At 37.3% G+C, this 26277-nt stretch carries 30 protein-coding genes; 14 read left to right on the top strand and 16 right to left on the bottom strand.

All coding sequences use genetic code 11. The features are described 5' to 3' along the window. The first annotated feature begins 1 nt into the window (after nt 1). Nucleotides 2-1873: a PTS fructose transporter subunit IIABC gene (locus M3189_RS20380; RefSeq protein ID WP_251637633.1), complete on the top strand. Its 1872-nt coding sequence runs from the start codon at nt 2-4 to the stop codon at nt 1871-1873. A gap of 46 nt (nt 1874-1919) precedes the next feature. Here the strand turns inward: M3189_RS20380 and M3189_RS20375 are convergent, their stop codons facing one another. Together M3189_RS20375 and M3189_RS20370 are read right to left on the bottom strand one after the other, a co-directional pair. Then, the gene (locus M3189_RS20375; RefSeq protein ID WP_251637238.1) at nt 1920-2738 is read right to left on the bottom strand and encodes an HAD family hydrolase; all 819 of its coding nucleotides are present in this window, start codon (nt 2736-2738) and stop codon (nt 1920-1922) included. A gap of 88 nt (nt 2739-2826) precedes the next feature. Continuing rightward, entirely contained in the window at nt 2827-3270 is a 444-nt protein-coding gene (locus tag M3189_RS20370; protein ID WP_251637236.1) for a hypothetical protein, read from the bottom strand. Nucleotides 3271-3454: 184 nt separating this feature from the next. On the opposite strand from M3189_RS20370, the gene M3189_RS20365 reads away from it, so the two are divergent. Beyond that, entirely contained in the window at nt 3455-5266 is a 1812-nt protein-coding gene (locus M3189_RS20365; protein WP_251637234.1) for a dihydroorotate dehydrogenase, read from the top strand. A gap of 55 nt (nt 5267-5321) precedes the next feature. Here the strand turns inward: M3189_RS20365 and M3189_RS20360 are convergent, their stop codons facing one another. Beyond that, nucleotides 5322-5510, bottom strand: coding sequence for a hypothetical protein (locus tag M3189_RS20360; RefSeq protein ID WP_251637232.1), 189 nt, complete (start codon nt 5508-5510; stop codon nt 5322-5324). 139 nt (nt 5511-5649) lie between these two features. Between M3189_RS20360 and M3189_RS20355 the strand changes: the two genes are divergently transcribed. Beyond that, on the top strand, nt 5650-5856 hold the full coding sequence (locus M3189_RS20355) for a zinc ribbon domain-containing protein (RefSeq protein ID WP_251637230.1): 207 nt from the start codon (nt 5650-5652) through the stop codon (nt 5854-5856). Between the two features lie 154 nt (nt 5857-6010). Here the strand turns inward: M3189_RS20355 and M3189_RS20350 are convergent, their stop codons facing one another. After that, complete coding sequence (locus tag M3189_RS20350) at nt 6011-6418, bottom strand: NUDIX hydrolase (RefSeq protein ID WP_251637228.1); 408 nt, start codon at nt 6416-6418, stop codon at nt 6011-6013. Nucleotides 6419-6517: 99 nt separating this feature from the next. On the opposite strand from M3189_RS20350, the gene M3189_RS20345 reads away from it, so the two are divergent. The 5 genes from M3189_RS20345 to M3189_RS20325 all read left to right on the top strand — a co-directional run bounded on the left by M3189_RS20345 (nt 6518) and on the right by M3189_RS20325 (nt 10282). Beyond that, nucleotides 6518-6664, top strand: a complete 147-nt coding sequence (locus tag M3189_RS20345) for a hypothetical protein (RefSeq protein ID WP_251637226.1) — start codon at nt 6518-6520, stop codon at nt 6662-6664. 158 nt (nt 6665-6822) lie between these two features. Beyond that, complete coding sequence (locus tag M3189_RS20340; protein WP_251637224.1) at nt 6823-7311, top strand: hypothetical protein; 489 nt, start codon at nt 6823-6825, stop codon at nt 7309-7311. Between the two features lie 285 nt (nt 7312-7596). Next, a complete protein-coding gene (locus M3189_RS20335) occupies nt 7597-8850 on the top strand; it encodes a dicarboxylate/amino acid:cation symporter (protein WP_251637222.1) in 1254 nt (417 codons plus the stop codon). Between the two features lie 239 nt (nt 8851-9089). Next, the gene (locus M3189_RS20330) at nt 9090-9719 is read left to right on the top strand and encodes a chromate transporter (protein WP_251637220.1); all 630 of its coding nucleotides are present in this window, start codon (nt 9090-9092) and stop codon (nt 9717-9719) included. Nucleotides 9720-9739: 20 nt separating this feature from the next. Continuing rightward, nucleotides 9740-10282, top strand: coding sequence for a chromate transporter (locus M3189_RS20325; protein WP_251637218.1), 543 nt, complete (start codon nt 9740-9742; stop codon nt 10280-10282). Nucleotides 10283-10329: 47 nt separating this feature from the next. Here the strand turns inward: M3189_RS20325 and M3189_RS20320 are convergent, their stop codons facing one another. From M3189_RS20320 to M3189_RS20295, 6 genes are all read right to left on the bottom strand, one after another. Beyond that, a complete protein-coding gene (locus tag M3189_RS20320; RefSeq protein ID WP_251637216.1) occupies nt 10330-11037 on the bottom strand; it encodes a response regulator in 708 nt (235 codons plus the stop codon). Beyond that, nucleotides 11030-12640 carry a DcuS/MalK family sensor histidine kinase gene (gene dcuS, locus M3189_RS20315; RefSeq protein WP_251637213.1) on the bottom strand — a complete coding sequence of 537 codons (1611 nt, stop codon included), beginning with the start codon at nt 12638-12640 and terminating at the stop codon, nt 11030-11032. The genes M3189_RS20320 and dcuS overlap by 8 nt, the downstream gene beginning before the upstream one ends. A gap of 184 nt (nt 12641-12824) precedes the next feature. Further along, nucleotides 12825-13073 (bottom strand): hypothetical protein, encoded by a 249-nt coding sequence (locus tag M3189_RS20310; protein ID WP_251637211.1) that lies wholly within the window; start codon nt 13071-13073, stop codon nt 12825-12827. Nucleotides 13074-13163: 90 nt separating this feature from the next. Beyond that, a complete protein-coding gene (locus tag M3189_RS20305) occupies nt 13164-13724 on the bottom strand; it encodes a hypothetical protein (RefSeq protein ID WP_251637209.1) in 561 nt (186 codons plus the stop codon). Nucleotides 13725-13886: 162 nt separating this feature from the next. Next, entirely contained in the window at nt 13887-14414 is a 528-nt protein-coding gene (locus M3189_RS20300; protein WP_285889758.1) for a TetR/AcrR family transcriptional regulator, read from the bottom strand. A gap of 440 nt (nt 14415-14854) precedes the next feature. After that, nucleotides 14855-15793: an LCP family glycopolymer transferase gene (locus M3189_RS20295; protein WP_251637205.1), complete on the bottom strand. Its 939-nt coding sequence runs from the start codon at nt 15791-15793 to the stop codon at nt 14855-14857. A 388-nt stretch (nt 15794-16181) separates the two neighbouring features. Between M3189_RS20295 and M3189_RS20290 the strand changes: the two genes are divergently transcribed. Continuing rightward, nucleotides 16182-16520: a hypothetical protein gene (locus M3189_RS20290; RefSeq protein WP_251637203.1), complete on the top strand. Its 339-nt coding sequence runs from the start codon at nt 16182-16184 to the stop codon at nt 16518-16520. 246 nt (nt 16521-16766) lie between these two features. Here M3189_RS20290 and M3189_RS20285 read toward each other — a convergent pair whose 3' ends face one another. Continuing rightward, nucleotides 16767-17495: a CAP domain-containing protein gene (locus M3189_RS20285; protein WP_251637631.1), complete on the bottom strand. Its 729-nt coding sequence runs from the start codon at nt 17493-17495 to the stop codon at nt 16767-16769. A 401-nt stretch (nt 17496-17896) separates the two neighbouring features. Here M3189_RS20285 and M3189_RS20280 point away from each other — a divergent pair, with 401 nt between their 5' ends. Both M3189_RS20280 and M3189_RS20275 read left to right on the top strand, forming a co-directional pair. Next, the gene (locus tag M3189_RS20280) at nt 17897-18757 is read left to right on the top strand and encodes an AraC family transcriptional regulator (protein ID WP_251637201.1); all 861 of its coding nucleotides are present in this window, start codon (nt 17897-17899) and stop codon (nt 18755-18757) included. 243 nt (nt 18758-19000) lie between these two features. Then, the gene (locus tag M3189_RS20275) at nt 19001-19231 is read left to right on the top strand and encodes an ABC transporter (RefSeq protein ID WP_251637199.1); all 231 of its coding nucleotides are present in this window, start codon (nt 19001-19003) and stop codon (nt 19229-19231) included. Between the two features lie 103 nt (nt 19232-19334). Here M3189_RS20275 and M3189_RS20270 read toward each other — a convergent pair whose 3' ends face one another. Genes M3189_RS20270 through M3189_RS20260 form a run of 3 tightly spaced genes read right to left on the bottom strand, consistent with a single transcriptional unit; the run spans nt 19335 to nt 21611 of the window. Continuing rightward, nucleotides 19335-20594: an FtsW/RodA/SpoVE family cell cycle protein gene (locus M3189_RS20270; protein WP_251637629.1), complete on the bottom strand. Its 1260-nt coding sequence runs from the start codon at nt 20592-20594 to the stop codon at nt 19335-19337. A gap of 55 nt (nt 20595-20649) precedes the next feature. Beyond that, on the bottom strand, nt 20650-21057 hold the full coding sequence (locus tag M3189_RS20265) for a PadR family transcriptional regulator (RefSeq protein WP_251637197.1): 408 nt from the start codon (nt 21055-21057) through the stop codon (nt 20650-20652). A 2-nt stretch (nt 21058-21059) separates the two neighbouring features. After that, nucleotides 21060-21611 carry a sigma-70 family RNA polymerase sigma factor gene (locus M3189_RS20260; protein WP_435368110.1) on the bottom strand — a complete coding sequence of 184 codons (552 nt, stop codon included), beginning with the start codon at nt 21609-21611 and terminating at the stop codon, nt 21060-21062. A 141-nt stretch (nt 21612-21752) separates the two neighbouring features. Here M3189_RS20260 and M3189_RS20255 point away from each other — a divergent pair, with 141 nt between their 5' ends. After that, complete coding sequence (locus M3189_RS20255; protein ID WP_251637193.1) at nt 21753-22136, top strand: DUF1398 family protein; 384 nt, start codon at nt 21753-21755, stop codon at nt 22134-22136. 429 nt (nt 22137-22565) lie between these two features. Beyond that, nucleotides 22566-22712: a hypothetical protein gene (locus tag M3189_RS20250; protein WP_251637191.1), complete on the top strand. Its 147-nt coding sequence runs from the start codon at nt 22566-22568 to the stop codon at nt 22710-22712. 306 nt (nt 22713-23018) lie between these two features. Here the strand turns inward: M3189_RS20250 and M3189_RS20245 are convergent, their stop codons facing one another. Next, nucleotides 23019-23561, bottom strand: a complete 543-nt coding sequence (locus M3189_RS20245) for a hypothetical protein (protein WP_251637190.1) — start codon at nt 23559-23561, stop codon at nt 23019-23021. 210 nt (nt 23562-23771) lie between these two features. Here M3189_RS20245 and M3189_RS20240 point away from each other — a divergent pair, with 210 nt between their 5' ends. After that, nucleotides 23772-24764, top strand: a complete 993-nt coding sequence (locus M3189_RS20240; RefSeq protein WP_251637183.1) for a potassium channel family protein — start codon at nt 23772-23774, stop codon at nt 24762-24764. 196 nt (nt 24765-24960) lie between these two features. Here the strand turns inward: M3189_RS20240 and M3189_RS20235 are convergent, their stop codons facing one another. Continuing rightward, nucleotides 24961-26274, bottom strand: a complete 1314-nt coding sequence (locus M3189_RS20235) for an ammonium transporter (RefSeq protein ID WP_251637181.1) — start codon at nt 26272-26274, stop codon at nt 24961-24963. Between the last annotated feature and the right edge of the window lie 3 nt (nt 26275-26277).

The raw sequence follows: 26277 nt of genomic DNA, 5'->3' as shown, positions 1-26277 counted from the left end.
GATGAGGATTACAGAGCTATTAACAAAAGAAACCATCAACCTTTCATTAACAAGTTCAAGCAAGTCTGGAGCAATTGAAGAGTTAGTATCGGTTTTAGACAATGCGGGCAAGTTAAATGATCGTGCTGAATATAAAAAGGCCATTATTAAAAGAGAAGAACAAAGCACAACAGGTATTGGTGAAGGAATTGCCATCCCCCATGCCAAAACAAACGCTGTTAAACAGGCAGCGATTGCGTTCGGAAGATCAAAAGCGGGTGTAAACTATGAATCTCTTGACGGTCAGCCTTCTCATCTCTTTTTTATGATTGCAGCAACAGAAGGGGCAAATAATACACATTTAGAAGCACTTTCTCGTCTTTCAACGATTCTTTTAAAAGATGAAGTACGCAAACAGCTTTTAGAAGCAAGTACAGCTGATGAGGTATTATCCATTATTAATTCTCATGATCAAGAAGAAAAAGAAGAAGAACAATCCATGGCTGGCAAGAAAGAATTTATTGTAGCTGTAACAGCTTGTCCGACGGGTATTGCCCATACGTATATGTCTGCTGATTCACTAAAAGCGAAAGCGGCAGAAATGGGTGTTGATATTAAGGTTGAAACAAACGGCTCTGGCGGTGCAAAAAATGTCCTAACAGCAGAAGAAATTGAAAATGCTGTGGCTGTTATTGTAGCTGCTGATACGAAAGTTGAAATGAATCGTTTTAATGGCAAGCACGTCATTGAAACAGCGGTTGCGGATGGGATTCGTAAACCAAAGGAACTAATCGAAAGAGCTTTAAAGCAGGATGCTCCAATTTATAGCGGCACTGGAAAGTCTAGTCAGGAAAGCGAACAAACTGGCAGAGGATTCGGTTCCACTATCTATAAGCACTTAATGAACGGTGTTTCTAATATGCTTCCGTTCGTTGTCGGCGGTGGTATCCTAATTGCTATCAGCTTTATGTTCGGTATTAATTCAGCAAATCCTAATGACCCAACCTATCATCCAATTGCAGAAGCATTAATGACCATTGGCGGCGGAAATGCCTTTGCGTTAATGGTGCCAATTCTAGCAGGATTTATCGCCATGAGTATTGCCGATCGCCCAGGTTTTGCAGCAGGTATGGTTGGCGGAATGCTCGCTACTAGTGGTGGAGCAGGTTTCTTAGGCGGCCTTGTTGCAGGTTTCTTAGCCGGTTATTTAGTAGTTGGTTTGAAAAAGGTACTTGCTGGTATGCCTGCATCCTTAGAAGGAATTAAAACCATCTTGTTATATCCTTTATTAGGGATTGCTTTAACCGGATTCATTATGTTATTTGTTGTAAATAAGCCTGTTGGCGCGTTAAATACAGCTATATCTGAGTGGTTATCTGGTTTAGGTACAGGAAATGCTGTTTTACTTGGAATTATTTTAGGGTTAATGATGTCTTTCGATATGGGTGGTCCCGTTAACAAAGCTGCCTATGTGTTTGGTACTGGATTATTAGCAAATGGTGTTTATGAACCAATGGCTGCGATTATGGCTGCAGGTATGGTTCCTCCATTAGCCATTGCAATCGCTACAACAGTATTTAAGAAAAAGTTTAGCAAACAGGATCAAGAAGCTGGAAAAGTAAACTACATTATGGGATTATCTTTTATCACTGAAGGAGCAATTCCATATGCAGCAGCTGATCCACTTCGTGTGATTCCTTCTGTTATGGCTGGTTCAGCTATTGCAGGTGCTTTATCGATGATGTTCAGTATCGGACTTCGCGCCCCTCATGGTGGATTATTCGTTATTCCACTTGTAGACGGCAGCTGGTTGCTGTATTTACTAGCAGTTTTAATTGGATCCATTGTTTCTGCAGTATTAATAGGATTCTTGAAAAAGCCCGTGACGAATTAAAAACGAAAAGCCCAATTTCCTTTTTTATCGGAAATTGGGCTTTTCGTTATTTTACAATTGCTTCTGTTTGAAGATTTAGCAGATGACGAACTGCATGGGCAAATCCATCTTCGTCATTCGATTTAGTAATGATGTCTGCTTTTTGCTGCACATGAAGCGGAGCATTTGCCATTGCAACAGCAGTATTTGCTACCTCGAACATAGCAAGGTCATTTCCGCCATCACCAAAAGCAATAATCTCTTCAAATTCAAGATTCATCATTTTCTGGTATCGCAATAACGCTTTTCCTTTATGCGCTTCGTTTGAAGTAATTTCAACATTATTTGGGAATGAAGAAGCTATTGAAATAGCAAACTTACCCTCAAGCGCCTTTTTAACCCCTTCGACTTTTTCTAATTCATCATGATGGGTCAAGGCGATTAATTTATAGATTTTCAACTGATCTTTTTCAAGGATTTCATCATAATTGAATTCTTCAAAGAGCGTATTGAGCTCTTGTTTACTCTTTTTATGCAAGGGTGGTAACGTGGATGGAAAGCCTCCATAATTGGTATAGACTAAAATCCCAACCCCTAGTCCCTTTAAGATTGGAAACAGTTCTTTGTACGTATCAATCGAAATCGTCGCCTCAAACAGAAGCTCTCTTTTTTCTGAGAATAATACAGAACCGTTGACACAAAAAATAGGAATCTCTAAATTTTGTAATGCATCTATTTTAATGACATCTGCATAAGCACGGCCCGTGTTCAAAATAACAGCGTGACCCTGTTCATGCAATTCATTGATAGTTTGCAGGTTTGCTTCAGATATCTCATGTTCAGAATTTAATAACGTACCGTCTAAATCGATTGAGAAACATTTCATGTAGTAGTCCTCCTATCTATCTCAAAGACTACTATATCAGATATTTTAGGAATAAAAAAAGTTTAAATTTGGAAGGTACATCGGGACATTAGTTTGTGGAATGTCCCTGAGTCTTTTCATTTTTTCTTTCCGTTAAAATATCTTGAATGATTTCCATATGAAAAGCTGCCCATGCTTTCTCGCGAAAATGGATCAACACACTGATTCCTAACGTAAGCAGGTAGACGATACAAAAACCAGCCCAAAGCCAGGATCCATCCTTGAATAGGTAGGAAGCTAATTGCTTCGAAAACAGTAATAATAACCAGGGAGCAGAAGATACCAAGATGGGAATAATGCCTGAACCGTTGTATTCTTTTATCATTCGATAATGGATTAATTGCAGTGTATGACTATCTAGCGACTGATATAGACCTTGAATCTCTTCAATTTCTTTAAATTCCTTAGTATTTCTTATGATATCGCCATTATGGACTGTTTTTTTCACTCGTAGAAAAACTTTGTGAGCATCCCCTTTTAAAGAAAACAACACCTGCACATCCCTCCCTATATTTAGGATTTCCTAGAGGACTATTCTTTTATTACAAATTAATAAAACTTTAATTCACTATTTAGGGCAGGAGTTTTCGCAATTTTACAATTTCTATACGACTTGTTATGATTATCCATGATAGGAATTTTACAAATGATAAATTTATGTTTAGAAGGTGTTGTTAATGCCAGATTGGTCTTATCATCCATTAAAAAGACTTTTACTAGATAAAATAAGGCCGAAAACAAGCCGAGAGTTTATTCATAAATCAATGAGCACCATTGCATCCGTTCCTGGCGGCCGGAAACTAATTGGTTTTTTAGGACATATGAAACCTCCGCAGGAATTTCAAAAAGAATGGAACCAAATTACATTTCCGTCTCCCATTGGATTAAGCTGCCACATAGATCCTAATTTATCAGGCATTAACGCCTTCCAAGAGTTAGGCTTCGGATTTATCGAAATTGGACCAATCGTGCTGAAAGAACCTAAAGCAGTAATAGAACCCAGAGTGGAAAATAGCATCATTCTGTTTTCTGAGCATCAAGAGAAGGTTCCACTAAAGCTAGTCATTAAAAAATTAACAAGCCTAAATTTTAAAGTCCCTATATTCGCTAATATAGATGAACAGGTTATCAAAAATGAATGGGATATAATTGTGCAGCATTTAATGCCTTTTGTGGATGCTTTTATCGTAACAGCAGAACAAGTGAATTCATGTCTAGATAAAGGGTTACAATCTTTGAGGCGTCCCGTTTATCTATCACTTTCTTCTGATGAAATAGGAAAACTAAATGATTATACAGGTATTAGTGGAATCGTTGTAAATGCCCCTCGTCAAAAGATGGACAGCTGCTGGTATGAAGCTTCTAATGCCAATGAATGCCTGGAAAATTGTATTAAGCAGGTTAAAGATCAATATCCCAAGCTTACAGTCATAACCTCTGGCGGGGTGGAAACTCCAGAGGAAGCTTGCGCTTTGGTTCGTGCCGGTGCAGATTTAGTGATGTTAGCAGAAGGCTATGTTCATGCAGGTCCAGGATTACCAAAACGGATACATGAACGTTTATTATATGAAGAGGCTCGCTCTATTCCTAAACAAAACTGGTATTGGTCCTTTCTATTTGGCCTATCCATCCTATTTGGCGGAATTATTGCCTTATATTTTGCATTTACGAGTATTATCCTCCCCTATGATGAAAACTTTATCGGTATAACAAGGGCTGATCTCCTGCAGTTCAATCCGCTCATCTTGGCTTTTATGTCACATGACCGAATGGCGTTAGCTGGCACCATGATATCTGGTGGAATATTGTATATCCAGCTTGCACGTCATGGAATGAGAAATAACCTGCATTGGGCAAGGGTGGCTTTTCATAGTGCGGCCATCACGGGGTTTATTGGTATATTTCTTTCAATCGGTTACGGTTACTTTGATTGGCTGCACGGTTTATTTTGGCTTCTCTTATTGCCGATATATTTTCTTAGTTTTAAAGAAGGAAAAAAAATCAAAGGTTTCCCCTATTCCAATCATGGACGTAATGACAAAGCGTGGAAATATGGGCTTTATGGACAGCTCATGTTTATTATTCTAGGATTTCTGATAGTTGTTGGAGGCATAGTGATTTCCACAATAGGGGTATCGAAAGTTTTCGTGTCAACGGACTTAAACTTCCTGTGTATGTCACCTCAAATGTTAGATAGTATTAGTAACAATTTGATTCCCGTTATCGCCCATGATCGGGCAGGATTTGGCAGTGCCCTAGTAAGTGTTGGTTTGCTTATTCTTATGCTTTCTTTGTGGGGTTTTAGAAAAGGGGAACGATGGATTTGGAATACCCTTGCAATTGGAGCATTACCTGCCTTTATCGCTGGGATTGGAACGCATTTATATATTGGATATACAACTTTTATTCATTTACTTCCTGTTTACTTTCTAGTCTTTTTATATTTGGTAGGATTGGTATTGTCCTACCCTTTTTTAAAAAGGAAATAATAAAGCCGTATCGACAACTCGATACGGCTTTATTAGGTGATAAGTCAGAAGGTAATTATTCTCCTTCATTAACGATAATTTTATATCCTTCTTGCTGTGGTCCATTTTCATAAACTTCTCTTGATACGATGTAGTAGGTTTCTTCCTTCTCGTCAGTGATTACCATTTCACTTGGGCTCTTATCGACGGCTGCAGCATCTAGGCTGAAATAACCCATCCCTAACATTGAAATCTCAAATGGCATGTTCTTTCCCTCTTTTCTAGTTTTATTGCATTTTACCCTTTTTAATGTGAGGGTACAAGCTAAAATGTTTGAGTATTATGAAACATTTTAAATATCTAATACGTAAATAAATGGATAGTTCAAACTAGGAGGGATTGCAATGAGCGAAAAAGGATGTATTAAATGCGGGTCTAGAGATGCCGGCCAAAAGGAAGTTGCCGTGACCGGAACAGGATTATCGAAACTATTCGATGTTCAACACAACACATTTATTGTTATCTTCTGTAAAAAATGCGGGTATTCCGAATTTTATAATAAGAAATCATCCACTTCCTCCAACATTCTTGATTTATTTTTCGGGGGATGAGTGAAATATATATATACATTAGCAGGAAATTCTCCGCCTATGAATTCTTATACCTTCACAAAATCGATACGGAGTTGGCGGAAAATGGTTTTCAAACTTCTTATTGAATAAAATTCATAATAGGACCGTTTTGGTCCTATTATGAATTTTATGCTTAAAAGCCGATATAAAAAGGAAGCTGTTTCTCATCTAAGCAATATTCAATTCTTTGCCTAAAGTTATTCCAGGTTATCATGTCTAATGCTTCTTCTAGTTTGAAAAAGCCTACTTCAAGACTCTCTGGACTGGTTGTTAATTCCCCGCCGGTGGGCCTTCCTAAAAATAAGGTATTACAAATAGAAGCGTCGATATTTTGAAAGATTCCACAAAACTTAATAACCTCTATATCTATCCCAGATTCTTCTTTTGTTTCTCTAATCACCGCATCTGTCAAGGATTCCCCTTCTTCCACCTGACCGCCAGGCATTTCCCATCCTCTGCGTGGACCCTTAATTAGTAATAGCTCATTCTTCTCGTTTAAGACAATTGCTGCCGCTGAAACAATATGTTTTGGTACTGCCATTTTCTCTCCTCCACTCTGTTCTCTATAAGAATAAACTAATTCAATTTCTTGAATTTGTCATTTACCTTTCAAGCATACTATTACATGGAGGTGTATAAAATGCCAAAAAATAATCCTATTGAATATACTGGAAAGATTCTTAATCAAAGGAATCAACTAACAGGTCCTGATGATTCAGGTAAGGCAACGTATCCTGAACGACCGAAGAATGTTTCTATACAATCTGCCAATAATAAAAGTCGTTAGATGTATGGCTGTTGCAAACTATCATTAATTAATAAAAATAACAAGAAGCCCCTCTTTTTTGAGTGGGGCTCCTTCGTATTTTCAGGACAAGATTTTTATTAATATTTTCCTTTGTATGGGGAAAAATATTTATTAAAAATGACGTAAGGGGGCTTTGTATGGAGTCATTTATGGAGAATTTAGATTTAAACGCTAAGGGACTTTGGTTGCCAGTAACATTGGCAATTTTTCTACTATTGTATGCCCTTTTTATGCCTAAGAAGGAGATTAGTTGGCGGGAACTTTATATTACAATTGGTGTGGTTGGGTTTTTAACTTGGATAGCAGATAGCATTTTTGCCAGATCTTTTAATTTGGTTGATTTTGGTGATCCTAAGATTACAGGACTAGGTGAATTCTTAACTTATACCTTTGTTCCTTCATCACTTTCAGTCATTTATTTAAACTACCTAAATAAATCAAATAAATGGAAATTGGCAGTTATATTTACTGTTATTTCCTTTTTGATTGAATGGGCTGTTGCAAAGGTAGGATATATGAAACTTACTCATTGGAATCACTTGTTTAGCATACCAATATTCTTTATTGTCTATAGTTACATCCTACCTTTACACTGTAAAATTATTAAATGCACTCAAGATTATTGAACTATATAACTCCAAAATAATCGTATAGAACCGAACCGGACACACACAAATTAAATAAAAAAAGTAAGCAACTGATACCGAAACCAGTTGCTTTTTCTATTGCGATTTTACTGTTTTCCCATTTCGTCTTCCTATTGAAAACCATTTAGCGTACTTACTTTAATTACAAAACAATTTATAAAGTATTATAAACTATTTAAGTTATTCACAAAATTGTAATATATTGATTATTCAATAAAATGATATCGTTTTCAAAAAAAAAAAAAAGAGCAGGAGGCATGGATAATGAAAATTAATTTTAAAAGTCTCACAACCCAGGTAATTCTGGGAATTCTCCTTGGTATTTCAGTCGGTTTATTTTTTCCTGAGATTGGCTCACAACTAAAGGTCATTGCAGATATTTTTATTAAACTAGTAAAAATGGTAATTGCTCCCATTATATTCCTGACAATCGTCATTGGTATTGCTGGTATGGGAGATTTAAAGAAAGTGGGTAAAATCGGCGGGAAGGCGTTGCTCTATTTTGAAATCGTCTCTACTATCGCTCTAGCCATCGGTATTATGGTTGCGAATGTTATTAAGGCAGGTAAAGGGATTGATGCGGAAGCTGGAAAAGGTGATATCACCCAATACACAGAAAAAGCGGCTGAAACTAGCCACGGGTTTATGGATTTTATCCTATCAATCATTCCTGATAGCTTTATCGGTGCCTTTGCTAAAGGTGAACTTTTACCAGTGCTCCTTTTAGCTGTTTTATTCGGAATTTCTTTGGCTCACTTAGGTAAAAAAGGAAAACCGGTGATTGAGTTTTTTGAAAAATGTACGGATGTTTTCTTCGGCATCGTGAATATCATCATGAAAGTTTCTCCATTCGCAGCATTTGGTGCGATGGCTTATACAATTGGAGAATTTGGAATAGGATCATTATTGTACCTTGGAAAATTAATGGGCTCTGTTTATCTTACAATGGCTCTTTTCATTATCATCGTTCTCGGTGGAATTGCTAAACTGTTCGGTTTCAGTATTTTTAAATTCATAGCATATATAAAGGAAGAAATCCTGCTAGTGGTAGGAACTTCATCCTCTGAAGCGGCACTGCCAAAAATGATGGAAAAGCTTGAGAACTACGGCTGCTCAAAGCCTGTTGTTGGATTAGTTCTTCCAACAGGCTATTCCTTTAACCTTGATGGAACCTCCATTTATCTTTCGATGGCTGCATTATTCATCGCACAGGCATATGGGGTGGATTTATCGATTTGGCAGCAAATCACGCTTCTTGCCGTATTGATGTTTACATCAAAGGGTGCCGCTGGTGTCACAGGATCTGGATTTGTTACATTAGCAGCAACCCTAGCCGTTTTCCCATCCATACCTGTGGAAGGAATGGCACTTATTCTCGGAGTTGACCGCTTCATGTCAGAAGCACGTGCTATCACAAACCTCATCGGAAACGGAGTAGCAACCGTCGTCATCTCCAAAACAGAAGGCGAATTCAAACCCGTACACCAAGTACAAGACAAAAAACAAGTTACAGCTTAAACCTAAAAAATGTGAGCCCCTCCGGCTCACATTTTTTCATTCCTTCCCCTTTCGTTCACTGTCCGCCTGAGGCGGACAGTGTCCACGGGCGGTGCCTGTCACCATATAATAATTACTACAATTAACATTTCTTGCTATTTACCCATTCTCTCTCTTTTGATACCCTTATATATAGTGCTAGATTCATAGGTTGAAGAGAGTTTTGTTCTCTTTTGATCTTGTGGAAAGAAGGAATTTTTATGAAGGTGAAGTTCCAATGGAAGTTTTTGTTTCAAATTTTTTGGTCGTTTTTTAAGATTAGTCCTGTTACGTTTGGCGGGGGTTTTGCGATGATCCCTTTCATCATAAAAGAAATAGTGGAAAAGCGAAAATGGTTAACGCATGAAGACATTACTGATGTGATAGCTTTATCTCAAACGATTCCAGGAGCGGTTGCGGTGAATTCAGCTACGTTTATTGGCCACAGAATTGGCGGGATAAGAGGAGCAATAGCTGCAATGATTGGCGTCTCGCTTCCTACATTTGTAATTGTTCTGTCTTTAGGTATTTCTTATTTCTTCATCCAAGATAATCCAAAGCTAGAAGCCGCATTTATTTCCATAAGAACGACAATTGTAGCTATCATTGTCTATGCAGCAATTAGAATAGCCAAAACAGCGATTACCGATAAGACCACATTCTTCATTATGGCTGTCGGTGTTCCTATACTGTTTTTCATCCATCCCGTTGTTGCCATTTTTCTTGGAGCTATTACTGGATTAGTGGCTGTGAAAATTAAAAAGAGATTAGGCTACAATATAGACTTGCATAAGAAAAAGAAAGTTGATCCAACGACTGATCCTGACTATTTCATGGGTGCCGGAATTTAAGAACGAGGAGGTGCTTACTAGTGATATTATGGGAACTGTTCCACACATTTTTTATTATGGGTTTTGTCTCATTTGGAGGGGGCTATCCGATGATCCCTATCATCGAAACAGCAGTCACTGACTACGGATGGATGACTGCAGAACGGCTGACAAATATGATTGCAATTGCTGGAATGTCACCTGGCCCAGTCGCTGTAAATAGTGCAATATTAGTAGGATATTCTGCTGCAGGTATCAAAGGAGCTCTCGTCTCTGCGATGGCCATTTTACTGCCCTCGCTGATCTTAGTCATTCTCGTTGCTGCTTTATTTATTAAACTCCATCATAATCCAGTGGTTGAAAATATTTTTTATGGTTTAAAGCCTCTCGTAACAAGTTTAATCATTTTTGCTGCACTTAAATTTGCTCTAGCCAATGACCTGATTACCATAAATGTCTCATTCCGTTCCATCAGCTTAGTTGCTATCTTTGGACTATCTCTATTTGCCCTATTGAAGCTCCGTTGGAATCCTGTCTATGTAATCATACTTTCTGGGTTGGTAGGTATAGCCCTCTATTCTTAATAAATCTTTTCATGAAAAAAAAAGTGGCTCGGCCACTTTTTTTAAACTTACATATTTACTTGACTAAGCTTATCCTTCTTTAATGTATAAAAATAAACCGGTCTCCCAATCCCATATGTTAGTGATTCTTCCAGGACACCGAGTTGTGTTAGATATTTCAAATACTTTCGGACTGACACCCTCGATATAAGAGTACTTTCTGCGATATCATCTGTTGAAAAAAGGCTGCCTTCTTTTGATTTAATCACATCTATGATAACTTGGAGCGTACTACTGGTTAAACCTTTAGGCAATTCTATGATTAATTCCCCAGATGGCCTTTGATCCGAATGAAGGATTCTCTCATCTAATTCTTCCTGGTTAAAAATTCGACTTTTTTCAAAAAAGGCATATTTCTCTTTATATTTCGCCAAGGCCTGATTAAACCTTTCAAACTCAAATGGTTTAATCAAATAATCGACTGCCCCCAGCCTTAGTGCAGTTTGTATTTTTTCTGTGTCTGCTGCAGCTGTAATCAGAATAACATCGACCGCTATTTTTTGTTCCCTAATAAAATGCAGCAGTTCGAGACCATTCGCACCTGGCATATAGACATCAAGTAATAGGAGGTTAACCTGCTCCTTGCTAAGAAAATCCCTTGCATCCCTTACGTTATGTACAATTCCAGATAAATGAAATCCCTTCATCTCTTTAAGATACCGCTTATTAAACTCCGCTACCATTGGATCATCTTCGACGATTAGAACCTTAATCATGATTCCCCCCCTTTGCCTCGTATGGAATTCGTATATGAATCTCTGTTCCTAGTAAAACTTTTGAATCAATGGTCCATTCCCCGCCTAAGTTTTCAATGCTTTTTGAAACGAGATAGAGACCATAGCCACGATTTTCCCCTTTTGTGGAATAACCCTTTTCAAGAATCCTTCTTTGAATCTCCTCTGGAATTCCTGGCCCCGAATCCGAAACCTCCATTATTAAGCATTTATCCGAAAAGTGGAGAGTCACTTCGAGTGTTTTATCGCTGCAATTAGCCATCGCTTCAATGGCATTATCGATTAAATTACCAAGGATGGTGATTAGCTCATGGGTAATCTTAGGGTCTGCCGGCTCAGGAATGACAGCCTTTGCCTCCATCAAAAGCTCCACATTTTCTTCCCTGGCATAACTTAATTTCCCCATAAGAAATCCAGCTAGTGCAGGATCTTTAATATGCTGAGCAATTGTACCAAGTTCTTGATTTTGGTGACCCACTAAAGTACGAATAAAATTAGATAGTTCATCGTAGGACTTCATTTGGACCATTCCGAGAATGACATGCAGGCGGTTCAGAAACTCATGAGACTGCGCACGAAGTGCTTCCGCATAGGTCTTCACACCTGTTAATTGCTCCGCCAACTGCTTGACATCACTCTTATCCCTGAAGGTTGAAATGGCCCCAACCACCGTGTTATTTACAACTAATGGAACCCGATTCACGAGGATGGAAACACCGTTAATAATTTGTTCTTCATCCAGTTCTGGTTTACCTGTCTCAAGAACTTGATTGAGTCTGGTTGATGGTAAAAATGCATGAATTTTCATTCCAACTGGCTCTTCAGATAGTCCTGCCTTCTGAAAGATATGGCGTGCTGTTTGATTGACCAGTGTAATGGTTTGTTCATGATCAACGGCAATGATACCCTCATGGACCGATTGAAGCATCGTACTCCGTTCTTCAAAAATCTTGGCAATGGCAAAGGGTTCAAGTCCAAATAGGATTCTCTTAATATACCTTGCTAGTAAAATCGCACCAATGACTCCAACCAGTAAGCCTAATACCGTAACAGTAAGAATACTTCGATGACTTTTGCCCAGAACGGCTTCGACACTTTCAAGTGAAATGCCGACTGCAACCACACCAATCTGGTCACCGTTCACATTAAAAATGGGTGTAAAGGCACGCAAGGATTCACCCAGTGTACCACGTGAGCTTGATACATACTCTTTCCCTTTAAGCGCCTCCTTTTCATCCCCGCCTACAAAATGTTTTCCGATTTGTTCTGGATTAGGATGTGATTTCCGTACTCCGTTCATATCCATGACGACAATAAACAGCATGTCCGTAGCATCTAAAATATCCTTTGTATAATGCTGAATCTCGTTGGTCTTACGTTCGTCCTCCAATGCTTCGATAACAATATGAGAAGTGGCAACGGACCTCGAAACCATCATCGCTTTTTCTTCCTGATGTTTTCTGATATTTTTACTGACAGTACTACTTATTAAAAAATCTGTAATCATTAAAGATACAAGTACCACTAAACAAACAAAGAAAATGATGATTGTGGTTAATTTAAACGTAAAACGTTGAGTTTGCATCGTAAAACCTCCGCAACTAAAACAACATGCTCTATCTATTATTGTAGCAATATTTAGACTAGGAGATTAATTATTTTTTCAAGAAGTTTTATTAATACATTGACCGGAGCTCTCTACTATTTTACAATTCGGTCACTCCCGTAACTCTGCATTGACCGAACACCTACTTCTTTGTTAGCTTCGGTCACTCCAGTACCTCTGCATTAATCGTAATTTCTTTTCTATTTTTAATAAGAAGCATACATGCAGCTACTACTGTTCCAAACCAGATAAGGAAAAATAGGAATGCACTAATTGGTAATACTGAGAACATAAAAACTGATTGCCCCATTGCAGTTTGAATGCCTATCATAACAATCATAAGCAGCCAAGCAATACAGCCAGAATGAATCAGTTTTTGTTTAAAACTCTCATTTATCCGAGCCTTTTCCAAAAGCCAGGCAGGTAGAAATAATGTTTGCAGTGCATGAAATCCAATTCCATGTAGTACAATTACATTTCCATTCCCTCCCGTAAGCCGGTCCTAAAGAAGAATCATCCATAGGCCTGCAATATTCGCTGCTAAAACCGAGATAAATGCATATCGAATCCCCATAATTAACAAGGGGCGTTGAGATGGCTTTTTCAATCGGAAGAAATGGACTGCAAGTACTACCGCCAAGATTACCAAAACAAGTGAAACAACTCCAAATAGGATTCCAGCAGCCATATCAACAACAGTTCCTTCACGAGAAAATCTCGGACTGATTCCTCTAAAGTTTTGAACAGTTTCAACGGTATAAGAATATAAGCTTGTTAGAATAAATAACCACCGGACCGCCTTCCTTTTGGCAGTATTAAGCATTGTCAAAGGAAGGATGGCAGCGATTGATAAAATATAAATACCGATCGCTGCATTAAAAGAAAAGGCATCCTTCACGTTTCCTTCAGGTAAAATAATCGAACCTCGAAAATAAATATAAATGGCTATTCCTGCCGAAAGTATAAATCCAAGTAGACCTGTAATGACCAGAGCTCTTTCACCTTCAAAAACCCTAACGGTTGTTTCATTTTCAATTTGACTTGCTTTCGCTAACTTTGACATATACTAACCCTCTTCCAATATATTTATTTATCAGTCAATAAATAACTAGTTAAAAAAAATAGTACTAATTTTTTTCAGTCAATAAATAATGTTTTAATAAAATATATTTATTTATCAATCAATAAATAACGCTTTAAAAAAAGGAGAGCATTTTGCTCCCTATCAGCAGTTTTCATGGCCAGGGGTCAACTGGGGTAATTTCAGTACTTCTGCTAGCGTAATTAAGAGTCCCGTTCCAATAAACTGAGAGGCTGTTCCCTTGGCATTGGGAATGCCTGCATTTTCAAATTTCAAAGTTAGGGATTCAAAAATTTTAAGAAATAAATGGCTGACATGCTCTCGAATTCCCGGTTCAGAAATGGCATGTGCCTGCATAACCATCAATACTTCATCACGCTGGGTTTGGATAATTTGTTCAAAAGCATGCCCCATTGTTTCGATTAATTGATCGGCAGGTGCTTGAACTTCAGCAAATGTGTCATAGATGCGGCCAAATGCCCGGTCAATAACCGCCTTAAATAGTTCTTCTTTGTTTTCAAAAAAGTGAAATACATAAGGCTGTGTCACTCCAGCTGCCTTTGCCACCATTGCAGTTGTTGCCTTATAATAACCCCTTTCAGCAAAGACTCCTACAGCGTTTTCTATTATGATTTCTTTCTTGTCTTCTCGGACTGCCACGTTTGCTACCATCCTTAAACTTTATTTATTGACTAATAAATAAATGATATTTAAATGCTTCAACTTTGTCAATAGATTTAGAGGAAAATTGTAATTATATGTTAAGGTATTTATAAAATGAAGAAACGAAGCAGATTAGCTTTGAGTGAAAGGGGAGTTAATGATGAAAAGAATGTGTTATCAATGCCAAACTGAAATGATCATAGATTGTAAAGTAAATGTTGAATATGACATGTCTGGAATAACGATTAGTCAAAAGCGTAAAGGACTTTTCAAAAATTTTTCCGCAAAGACTAAAGCATCTGTATGTCCAAGTTGTGGGTATGTAGCCTTCTATATTGATGAGTACAAAAAATTCAATAAATAATTTTAGCGAACGAGAGTTTTAACAGAATAGGCGTAACATAAAAACGCTCAAAAGACTAATTATCTCTGAGCGTTGTTAATTGTTATTAAAAATCAGTTTCCATATTCATTTCCAATTGTGATTTTAATTCATCCTGCACTCGCTGCTGTTCAGCTATCGTTACAAGTCCATAATAGATATTATTAATCATCTTTCCTTCTGAGTGTAATACCAGCTGTTCGATGTTCCTTCCAGCTTCTTTATAGTTCTTTTGGATGCTAATCATTTCTTCAAAGGTAAGATTTGTTTTGACATTACTGCCAATCGCATGGAAGATATCTGGTGCTTTCGATAAACTTGATAGGCTTGCTCCCTCTTTTATCACTGCTTGAATTACTTGACGTTGACGTTCTTGACGGCCGAAGTCTCCATTCGGATCATCGTATCTCATTCTGATAAAAGTTAGTGCTTCATCGCCATTTAGGTGAATCTGACCGGTAGGAAAATCAACGCCTTCCATTGTAAAAGCAAAATCATTGTCGACATTAATTCCGCCAACGGTATCAACAATATCCTTAAAACCCTCCATATTGATTTTCACATAATAATCAATCGGAAAATCAAGGAATTTCTCTACCGTATCTACCGCCATTGAAACACCTCCAAAGGCGTAGGCATGGTTTATCTTATCCTCTTTTCCCTTACCAACAATCTCTGTTCGTGTATCCCTTGGAATACTCAGCATTTTTACAGAATTATTGTTTGGGTTTACTGTTAGAACTATCATTGTGTCAGAACGACCTTTATCACCTTCACGCTCATCCACGCCCAGCATTAAAACGGAAAAAGGTTCTTTCTTTTTTAAAGCTTCCGTCTGCTTCACCTTATTTGGTTTGTCTTCAAGCGGTTCATGCATGGTTGCAACCGCCTTATTAAAAGAATTATAAACTGTAAATCCATAGAGTCCGCCCACGATTAGCATTATAAATAAAAATAATCCAATTATATTTCGCCATTTTGGCCTCAGCCTTTTTTTCCTTCTCATTTTATGGTCTCCTAAACAAGCATTTATAAAATAGGTTACCAAAGAGTTGTGTCAATAGAATTACAGGGACATGTCGATTTATTGTTATTTCCTTTACATATATGCTGGTATTTGTTGATTAATAGAAAACAGTGAAAATCCATATCGACAAAAAATTTTCTGGGAAATAAGCAGAAGTCCGTTCATAAAAAGGCATGAAAGAAGTTTTAAACAAACGTTTGGTTAAATTGGCCTTTGTCGCATTTTGTTGATTAAGTTATGAAAATTTAACTGCCAAAAAAAGCATTAATAGTAAAAGCCTGAATCGATAACATCGGTTCAGGCTTTTTTTCTTGCTTAACTAATGCACTCTGTTGAAATTGTATGATGAAAATCTTCAAATAATTAGGTGGTGAATTTTCACTCCCTATTCAATCATTCAATTATCTCCCTTGATACATTTGATGCCATTGCTGCCAGGTACCGTGTGGATGCTGCTGATGCCATTGGTGCCAAGGGACGAATGACATATGTGGATGCTGCTGGTGCTGGTGCTGCCACTGCTGCCAGGTACCATGAGGATGCTGCTGGTGCCACTGCTGCCAAGAGCCGTGTGGAAACTGTTGGTGATGATGTTGTTGGTGATGATGTTGTTGCTGTTGATGATGTTGTTGCTGTTGCCACTGTTGCCATGTACCGTGTGGATGCTGCTGGTGCCATTGCGGCCAGGATTGACCAAAATGCATAAAATTCACCTGCCTTTAAATGAGTCCTTAATAGCTTATGTACAAGTGGTTTTGAAGTTTGTACAAATACAAAATTTAGGCTCGGCTTGGATGAGAAAAGGCGATCCTTCTTATTGAAGCATTGCCCCTTTAACTTAATAACCCAAGTAATTGCTTTGCCAGAACCCTTTATCATTGCAATTAATTCAATAATAAGTGCAGCAAAAAAAGCCTGTTGAATTCAACAGACTTCTTTAAATGAATAGATGTTATTTACCGATAAATTCCTGAGTCCAATAATTGCCTTGTGAGACATACCCAACGCCGATATAGTTGAAGTTCGGGCTAAGGATGTTCTTGCGGTGACCTTCACTATTCATCCATGCTTTGACTACTTCTTCAGGTGTACGCTGACCCATCGCAATATTTTCACCTGCATAACGATATGAAATTCCATACTTTTTCATCATATCAAATGGTGAGCCATAGGTTGGGCTTGTATGGCTAAAGTAGCCGTTCGCAGACATATCACGAGATTTTTCATGTGCCATTTTGCTAAGTGTCAAGTCTACTTTAAGCGCGGGTAAACCATTGTTCGCCCGTTCTTGATTGGTAAGGTCGACTACTTTTTGCTCATAGGCACTTAAGGTACTTGTCGTTTGTGGTGTAGTTGGTTGTGTAGCAGTCTCAGACGGTTGCTGTACGGGTTGCTGCTGTACAGGTTGTGGTGTAGTTGTCTGAGCAGGCGGCTGCTGTGTTGGTTGACTTGGTTGTGTTTGGACAGGCTGTTGTACAGTTGTTTTCGGCACTGTAAATCCTAAACTAGCAAGATATTTTTCTATCACACTATTAATCTCATTTATATTTGATCCTTGATAGACATAGACCTTTTCCTGTACCACTGGTTTAAAGGTCGCAGCATCTGCTTTATTCATTACTGGATTGGCCATTACCAGAGCCGCTGCAGCTACTACGGATAAAAGTACTTTCTTGTTCAACATCTTTCGTCCTCCTCAAAAATAACTCTTATTTGCAAATTCATCGTACCATATGATTTTTGTCATATTTAAGGAAGGATTTTACAGATATAAACACGAATAATCCTCTTTACTGCTACTATCTTTCATTTCCACTTACACTATTAGCCTTTGCAAATATTTAGTAAATTGAACTGCCCTATATCCAAACCTACTATTTTATTGAAAAGTTACCAATAATTATAGTAAAAAAGAGAATTGACAGCATTCTAAAAGAGGAACATTTTTAACAAATATTTCAGAAGAATAACAGTATTAACAGAAATATTATTCGGGTAAAAATGATATCTGTTAAAATAGAGCAGAAAATGACAGGATTTAGAAAAGGACGGTTGTTAAGATATACATAGGGAGTGAGCGATATGGGATGGGTAGAATCATTACAGAATGCAATAGACTATATGGAGAAACATTTACTTGATGCTATAACAATCGAAGATATAGCGAGGCAGGCAAATGTCTCGGAATTTCATTTTCAACGTATTTTTTCTGTGCTTACAGATATAACTGTTGGTGAATATCTTCGTCGCAGACGTCTAACTCTAGCAGCACAAGAACTTTCTACTAAGGATAGTAGAGTTATTGATGTCGCCCTTAAATATGGCTACGACACTCCTGAATCATTTTCAAAAGCTTTCCGCAGGCAGCATGGAATAACTCCTAGTCAAGCACGTAATTACACGGGAAAGCTGAAATCTTATAACCGCCTGAGCATTCAGGTAAATTTGAAAGGAGCAGAACCTATGAATTACAAAATTGTGGAAAAAGAGAGTTTTAAAGTGGTCGGTGTGAAGCGGGAGTTTTCCTGTGAAAATGGGGAGAATTTAGCTGGGATTCCTAAAATGTGGGATGATGTCCATGTGGATGGAACCAATGATTTATTGTTTCAGTTAAATAATGGTTCAATTAAAGGTGCCCTTGGGGTATGTGTCGACAAACGCGAACCTGGTTCTCCGTTAATGGATTACTGGATCGCAACCGCACATACTGGCAAAACTCCAGAAAGTCTTATGGAGCTAGAAATACCTGCTTCAAAGTGGGGAGTATTTGAAGTACATGGTGCGATGCCTGATGCTATGCAAAAGGTTTGGAAGCAAATCATCTCAGAATGGTTCCCTTCTAGTCATTATAAACATGCCGGTACGCCCGATTTAGAAGTCTATTCAAATGGAAATCCATCAAGCCCTGATTATTACTCTGAAATTTGGATCCCTCTTAAATAAGCTACTATACTAAATTTGTTACGATTGTACATATTTAAAATTTATAATAAGCCGAAAATATACAAGTTTTTATTCATCACTTGTATATTTTCGGCTTATTTTCTTTTCAATAAATATATTGCTATAAGCATGTTTTAAACATTAGTGCCTTTTTTGAGCCTCTTTTTATGTTTTTTATAAACAATCTGCCAAGAATCTCCATACAATGATGTTGTACAACCTTTGACAGGAGGTGGATTTCCTATGAGTCATCATTGTCACTGTGGCATTTTCGGAATTTTCCTTGGATTTTTAACAGGTCTGTTATGGCTGCTGTTCGCTTTATTGGGGTTCATTTTTGATTTCTTTGTATTAATCGGTCTTGGAGGAGTTCTTGGAAATATTTTAAACATTCTAATTGCGTTAATCGGCTTCTTAGCATTTCTTTTCTTTGGATTATGCCTATTCAAGAAAGCATGGAAATCTTGCAAGTAGGCTATTCCAAACGGGTAGTAGGCAGTTGCCCAAATAAGCATAGCTTTATTTTCCAAAAACAAAATAAATACACTTGGAGTAGAAATTCCAAGTGTATTACTATTTAATTAAAGTTATTTGACCTTCCCTTACTAAATACCAAGTCTTTTCGTCGGTATACACTTAACACAACCCCGATTAGTATGGCATTAAGCAAAGTAGGCATTAAACCGTAGCTAATAAATGGCAGGGACATTGATGTCAATGGGAAGAATCCAAGTACCATACCAATATTGCTAATCAGCTGGATACCATAAAGGGCAGCCCCACCAATAAGGAGTAATTTTCCATAAGAATCTTTAATCTTTGGGTGGATAGCAATCATTCTAACTGCAAAAAGTGAGAGAATCACAACGAGTAAAACTCCAAATAGCCAGCCGTAGGAATACGTAAAGCTCACAAAAACGAAATTTGTATGTGCTTCTGGTATAAACTCTTTTATTCTGGGTTGTCCAAACCCGCTAAACCAGCCAAACCAGCCAGCATTGGCCATGAGTTCCTGACTCTTTAGAATCATGAATCCTGCCCCATCTGAATATTTTTCAGGTTCGATAAATACCAACAATCTTTCTAACTGATAAGGCTTTATAAATGGCCAAACAATTATGCATGTTAATATAATGGAGCTAAATGTCCCAGTTGAAATGATCCATTTTACCTTTTTACTAAATTTACTCCACCATAACATTACAAATACCATCACAGAATAGAGGTAGATGGTTGAAATACTCGGTAAGGCAAGAAAAAGCAAGATTGGGCTGAGAAACAATAATAGAAACTGCCAAATCCTAAATTTTTCATTGTTGAAAAACGAAGCCCAGGCAAGATAGAAGAACGGCAAAGCCATCAGACTTTCAATTGTAATGGGTCCAAGCTTTATTAGTTTCAGCCCATTGATCATAGTGTTAGAGAAAAAAGCCAAGAACACGAGCAGCAAAATTCCTATTGTGTAAAATAACCATCCGAGACTTCTCCATTTTCGATAATCAACCAGCATTACACCCACTGTTGCAGTAACTCCAAGGACGACAATGAGAATTTTATAGATGATAAAGTGCGAGTCATTCATATATCCAAGAGAGAACATCGGAAGGAAGCTTAATCCCATCGCTGCAGCTACAAGGAAAACCAGCCACCAATCCACCTTTGGGCGATGCAGCTTGTTCATCTGGATACCCAGTTTTGTCGGACTTCCCATTTGTTCGACGGCCTTTTCTTCCGCTTCACTCTCTGATAGTCCTTTCTCCATCCATGTATTTTTTGCTTCCTTTAAATGATAATTTAGCTCTTTTGCGACATAGGCCTTTGCTTCCTTTGATTTCATTTGATCAGTGACTTCATTTAAGAAAATCTGCTTTTTATTATTCGCCAATGATCGCTCACCTCTCTAACAATTCTTTAAATACAAATCGTCGTTTTGTTCGCTTTTGTTCAGCTTTGTTTAATAACTTCCTGCCTTTATCCTTTAACCAATAATATTTAGCTCCCGACTCGTCCCAATTTGTATCGATGCAGTTAGACTGCTCTAAACGATGTAACAGAGTATACAAAAAACCTTCGTCCCCCTCGAATTTCTGAATTCCCCTGCCTCGAAGAAGTCCCGTTAATTCATGCCCGGTTTTTTCTTGAACAAGAAGCTGCAAGATGGCTAGAAGAATTTCCTCATCGCTTACTTCCAATTGGTTTATTTTTTTGTGTATTGCCTTTTGGTGCTGGTCTGAAAATTCTAAGTCTGTAAATGTTCTTTTATCCATTACTTTCTTTAAATTCTTTAAGCGATCTTCCACACCTATTCCTCCAATCTTTCTTTCAGAAGTTCCTTGGCCCGCCTTAGTCTTGTTTTCACAGTATTAATACCTGTCTCCGTTACCACAGCGATTTCCTTAAGCGACATCTCCTCATAATAAAATAGGTAAATCACTTCTCGGTATTTTATCGACAGAGTCATAATGGCAGATATTAATTCATCATCCTCTTCCTTTTGAATGACTGTCTGCTCTACAAGTTCTTTTTTGCTGCCATTACTGGGCATTTCTTCACCAGCAATAATTACATTTTTGTTGTACCAGCTTCTATGGAAATCCTTACAATGATTGATAGCAATCCGCCACAGCCAGGTCCTCAATTTAGATTTTCCGCTATATGTATGGAGGCTTTTATAGCATTTAACGAAGATATCCTGCGTTAAATCCTCCGCAATCGCTTTATTATTTACATAGGAATAGGTCAGCTGTAAGATTTCCTGACCATATTGATTCATAATCTCATCCATTAGGAGCTCTTTATCTTCTGATAAAAACCCATCTATAATCAATTCTTCCACTGCTTTCACTCCTTCCAATACTTAGACGATGTGCCCGGTTAGGAAGTTTTTAAGATTTTTATTATTTTATAAAAAATGTTCGAAACTCTTAATAGGGAATAAGAACTAGCTTAACGGTTAAAATGATGTAGAACAACACAAAAAATGGAGGAACCCTCAATGAATAACAAACCAACGGAGAAAGAGGTACATGAGATTATTGAAAGAAGAAGTACAGGCAAGACAAGCTTTGTCGAATTTTTGGAGGAATTACAGACGATTGGAATTATTCAATACGATATTGATGTTGCCACTGGTCGTGCCGCATACAAAGCAGGACACACGGAGGTAGCAACAGAACCCCAAGTTAATTTTGTAATTTCAAATCAATTAAATAGGGATTATGCTTTACAAACAATCGCAAATATTACTCTTCCATTTTTAGACTTTCTAAGAGAGTTGGCTATCGCAGGAATTGCATCCTATACCGTCAATATTAACGAAAAAAAGGCCATTTACGCGGGGATAAATGGGGAACAAATAGTAGAACCACTGCGCCTTTAATTGAATGCTGCGATTTTAATACAATTCAAATACAAATAGAAATACTAGAGTACTATTGATACACCTACAAGATAAAGAGGTACTAAACCCCATCGATTTGTACCTCCAAATGGGTTACGATTTAATGTCACTAAGTCTAGTTTCTTTGAATCTCTATTTCCATTGTAGTATTAAATACTGTTCTGTTACCCGTATTGATTGTCAATAACCTCAACAATCCGTTCTCGACTAACTATATCTATCAATCTTACCCTTTTACATTAAAGCAAATAATTTACAAACTTTACGAAGTAACTAGGTAAGCTGATTTTCATATACATTCCCATTTTCTTCTTTTATTTTGAATATTTCACCTGATTCATTCCTTGCAAAAACAAGAATAAGAAAAGGCGCAGGACACAAACTATGCTAAAAAGGAGAGTGTAAATCATGGATGAAAAGGGTTTACAACAGAACGCTAGTAATACTTTAAGTACGAATAAACTGAAACCTTTAGATAAAATAGCAGGCATTGATGAGCTGAAAAAAGAGCATGAACCACAGTATGTATTCTTATATTGGGATGAATGGAGATAAGTATCTTAAGAAGAGAAAATGAAATGGATTATGGATAGAATAATACCAAAATAAAGCAATTCTTCTTATTGAGAATTGTTTTCAATCTGCCAAAATTAGCAGTAGGATATTAAAGTAATACACCTTTAAGTGCAATTATTCACAAACTTCCTTACAGAGAAAAATCTCTGAAATGTCCTAATTCTATTCAAACTTTTTAATAAAAAAACTTTTTACTAACTATCGTTGTTTATGAGTATTAAAGTCGCATTGATTATAAGATAACTTTATAGCTGAGCTTGTTATACGTCGAAATATTTCTAATCTCTATCTAATAACTCCATTTGAGTCAGAAACTATTGTGTTCTTGTTAAATTTCTTCTGTATATTGATTAATTTCAGCCTGTATTCTGTAATCTTAAGGAAGCAATCACGGAAGTCATGTGCTATAAAACTCATGTTAAATAATTGAATCGTAGTTTTTTTTACGGCATGTTCTAATACAAATATTGAATCTAGACAAGTCTTTCTTATTTCTGGTTCAACACAATTTTCTTTTATAATGTTCAAATGGTTAATACAATAATTTAGTGTTTTTACATGCTTCTCCAATAAATTCACACGCTCGGAAATACCTACATGGACTTCGATTTCTACAACTGTCAGAATATCATAAAGAGCCTGTGTGGCAGTTTTTAATGAGTAACTCATCTGGTGAAAGGCTTTCAAAAAATTATTAATTTTCTTTGCCCTTTCCCTTTGTAATTCCTGGAGTTTGAAGAAAAATGAAACTGTTACATTTATCAACAGTACTAGAAACATCAAATATATATGACCCATTTCAAAATCCACTAATAATATATTCACCACACCATTTACCCCCAGCTGCTAATTCATACCATATATTTTGCCAATAAGTAAATCATTTCATTACCATAGTCAACAAATTAGATTTGAATTACTCAAAACCTATAAAGGGTTTTGACAGAATGTATTTCAAATAATCTCGACTTTGTAATTATGCATAAAGTGAAATTCGGAAATAATAAAGTGTGAATGAATTTTATGAGGTGGGAAAAGATGATCCAGCATTGGTTGGCTAAGTTTTTACGACTACCCGTTGTTGTAAGAATTTTTTTGTTAGCTTCATTCATTATAATAATCTTTGGATACATCATTCATTTAATAGAACCAAATAACTTCCCTACTGTTTTTGATGGAATTTGGTGGGCAGTTGTTACAGCGGCTACTATTGGATATGGGGATTATGTTCCAGAAACTGTTGCGGGAAGAATTACAGGAATTATACTTATGGTAGTAGGGATTTCTATTGTCTCCTCTTATTTTGTTAGTTTGGCTACAGTAGCTGTAACAATGCAAGCAGCCTATATTGAGGGGAAACTCTTTTTTAAGGGGAATCAACACATGATAATAATCGGATGGAATGAACGGTCCAAAGAATTGATTGCTTCCATGTATAAAAAGAATCCATTAAAGAAAGTGGTTCTTATTGATGAAACATTGGAAACTATGCCAACTGAACACAAGAATGTACATTTTATAAAGGGACGTGCCAATCTAGACGACATTCTATTAAAAGCAAACATTCATGAAGCACAATGTGTAGTGATAACTGCTGATCAAAATAAGAATGAGTTATATGCAGACATGAATACTATCATTACCTTGTTAGCAATTAAAGGAACACACCCAACCATTCGATGCATCGCAGAAATTCTTACTACTGAACAAGTGGACAATGCACGAAGAGCAGGTGCAGATGAGATTATCCAATCCAATGTCCTTACAAGCTCTCTGATACTTAACAGTCTCGAATCTCATTCAACAATGGATTCTATATTGAATTTAATCCGTAATTCTGATAATCACCACCTCTTAACCTCTGAACCTGTTGATGGGCTAGTTGGAAAACAATTTTATGACGCATGTAATCTTTTTTTCCAAAAAAATAAAATGTTGGTTGGTATAAAAAGAGGAGAGAGAACTCATGTTAATCCTCCTGGTGATTTTGTCATTCAACTTGATGACCTTGCAGTTGTGATTACTGAGTAGATTCTTTTGTAATGTTTTGTTTTAACGGTTCTCATGGTAATCTTGAACAAATGGAAGATATGGTTGGACGAAGTACAATAAAAAAAGCATACTTTATGCATCTAATGAGATATACAAAAAGTATGCTTCTGTTTGTATTTTTTTAAAGGTAAAGTACAGTAGTAACAAACAATTTTCTGCGATAAACCAAGAAAGATCAGATAACTTCACTTGTTATTTCTTTTCCCCTTGTAGGAGCAACCGTTATTCCTGTTGTTTCTTCGAAATTATACAAACTGGTAGGCAAATCTGTGAATCGTTCTAATTCATTATAGGCTGGAATTCCGTGGTACGACATATCCAAACCTTCTTCTTCCTCACGTTCACTTGCCCGTAAGCCAACGGTCTTTTCACATACCTTAGCCATAAATGCACCGCCTAAAAGTCCCCATACAACTACTACCGCTGCACCTAATACTTGTACTTTTATAAGTGAGACATCACCTGTTGTTAAAAGACCCTGAGTTGTATCAAACAATCCAACGGCAATCGTTCCAAACACACCATTGAAGCCGTGAACCGCTACTGCTCCTACTGGATCATCAACTTTTAAATAATCTACTAACAGAGTTGCATAAATCACAATTAAGCCGCTGATCGCCCCAATAACAATAGCACTCCATTGAGAAACGAAGGCACATCCAGCTGTCACAGCCACTAGACCAGATAATACTCCATTAATAACCATACTTGGATCTGCTTTTCCGAACTTTTTCATCGTAATCAAAAGGGCAGAGGTACCGCCGCTTGCTCCCGCCAGCATCGTATTAAGAGCAATAGATGCAAGTGCTGTATTGGAAGCATCTAATGTACTACCAGCATTAAAAGCAAACCAACCAAACCATAAAATAAACGCACCAGCTGATGCTAAAGGAATATTACTAGGTGCAAATACATTGGCACTTCCATCTGAGTTAAATCTACCTTTTCTTGCTCCTAATTTTTTTGACATAGCAAAAGCAGCAAAACCTCCAACAGCATGGATGGCAGCCGAACCAGCAAAATCCTTCATCCCTAATTTTGCTAACCAACCCTCGCTGTTCCAAATCCAGTGACCTGATAGGGGATAAATGATAATACAAATAAGAGCTGCTGTTAGAACATAAGCTTTAAAGTTCATCCGTTCGGCTACCGCACCTGAAACAATGGAGATACAAGCTACTGCAAAGCCCATTTGAAACAGTACAAATGCTGCACTAGGCAATTCAAATGAAAGAGTAATCTTTTCTGGACTGCCAAATAAATTGGTTCCGACGAATCCAAAGGCATCTTTACCGTACATAATTCCAAAACCTATAACCCAAAAAGCTAAAGCTCCTATCGTTAAATCCACAAAGATCTTCATTGTTACATTGACAGCATTTTTAGTCCGAACAAGACCAGCCTCAAGTAAACTAAATCCTCCTTCCATGAATAATACCATTGCAGCTGCTAACACGATCCATACTGTATTTAAATACATTAACTCCATGTT

Origin of the sequence: Neobacillus niacini (genome assembly GCF_023715415.1) — a bacterium.
Classification (GTDB): Bacteria; Bacillota; Bacilli; order Bacillales; family Cytobacillaceae; genus Neobacillus; species Neobacillus niacini_C.
Note: the sequence above shows the minus strand (reverse complement) of the source record. Positions and strands in the feature narration are given on the sequence as shown.

Excerpts from the sequence above, each read along its gene's own strand:
- M3189_RS20345 (WP_251637226.1), top strand. The coding sequence starts at position 6,518 with ATGCCAAAAAATAATCCTATTGAATATACTGGAAAGATTCTTAATCAA.
- M3189_RS20270 (WP_251637629.1), bottom strand. The coding sequence starts at position 20,594 with ATGAAATCAAAGGAAGCAAAGGCCTATGTCGCAAAAGAGCTAAATTAT.
- M3189_RS20355 (WP_251637230.1), top strand. The coding sequence starts at position 5,650 with ATGAGCGAAAAAGGATGTATTAAATGCGGGTCTAGAGATGCCGGCCAA.
- M3189_RS20360 (WP_251637232.1), bottom strand. The coding sequence starts at position 5,510 with ATGCCATTTGAGATTTCAATGTTAGGGATGGGTTATTTCAGCCTAGAT.
- M3189_RS20295 (WP_251637205.1), bottom strand. The coding sequence starts at position 15,793 with ATGAGAAGGAAAAAAAGGCTGAGGCCAAAATGGCGAAATATAATTGGA.
- M3189_RS20240 (WP_251637183.1), top strand. The coding sequence starts at position 23,772 with ATGATCCAGCATTGGTTGGCTAAGTTTTTACGACTACCCGTTGTTGTA.
- M3189_RS20320 (WP_251637216.1), bottom strand. The coding sequence starts at position 11,037 with ATGATTAAGGTTCTAATCGTCGAAGATGATCCAATGGTAGCGGAGTTT.
- M3189_RS20235 (WP_251637181.1), bottom strand. The coding sequence starts at position 26,274 with ATGGAGTTAATGTATTTAAATACAGTATGGATCGTGTTAGCAGCTGCA.
- M3189_RS20340 (WP_251637224.1), top strand. The coding sequence starts at position 6,823 with ATGGAGTCATTTATGGAGAATTTAGATTTAAACGCTAAGGGACTTTGG.
- M3189_RS20335 (WP_251637222.1), top strand. The coding sequence starts at position 7,597 with ATGAAAATTAATTTTAAAAGTCTCACAACCCAGGTAATTCTGGGAATT.
- M3189_RS20255 (WP_251637193.1), top strand. The coding sequence starts at position 21,753 with ATGAATAACAAACCAACGGAGAAAGAGGTACATGAGATTATTGAAAGA.
- M3189_RS20275 (WP_251637199.1), top strand. The coding sequence starts at position 19,001 with ATGAGTCATCATTGTCACTGTGGCATTTTCGGAATTTTCCTTGGATTT.
- M3189_RS20380 (WP_251637633.1), top strand. The coding sequence starts at position 2 with ATGAGGATTACAGAGCTATTAACAAAAGAAACCATCAACCTTTCATTA.
- M3189_RS20305 (WP_251637209.1), bottom strand. The coding sequence starts at position 13,724 with ATGTCAAAGTTAGCGAAAGCAAGTCAAATTGAAAATGAAACAACCGTT.
- M3189_RS20365 (WP_251637234.1), top strand. The coding sequence starts at position 3,455 with ATGCCAGATTGGTCTTATCATCCATTAAAAAGACTTTTACTAGATAAA.
- M3189_RS20300 (WP_285889758.1), bottom strand. The coding sequence starts at position 14,414 with ATGGTAGCAAACGTGGCAGTCCGAGAAGACAAGAAAGAAATCATAATA.
- M3189_RS20250 (WP_251637191.1), top strand. The coding sequence starts at position 22,566 with ATGGATGAAAAGGGTTTACAACAGAACGCTAGTAATACTTTAAGTACG.
- M3189_RS20350 (WP_251637228.1), bottom strand. The coding sequence starts at position 6,418 with ATGGCAGTACCAAAACATATTGTTTCAGCGGCAGCAATTGTCTTAAAC.
- dcuS (WP_251637213.1), bottom strand. The coding sequence starts at position 12,640 with ATGCAAACTCAACGTTTTACGTTTAAATTAACCACAATCATCATTTTC.
- M3189_RS20375 (WP_251637238.1), bottom strand. The coding sequence starts at position 2,738 with ATGAAATGTTTCTCAATCGATTTAGACGGTACGTTATTAAATTCTGAA.
- M3189_RS20330 (WP_251637220.1), top strand. The coding sequence starts at position 9,090 with ATGAAGGTGAAGTTCCAATGGAAGTTTTTGTTTCAAATTTTTTGGTCG.
- M3189_RS20280 (WP_251637201.1), top strand. The coding sequence starts at position 17,897 with ATGGGATGGGTAGAATCATTACAGAATGCAATAGACTATATGGAGAAA.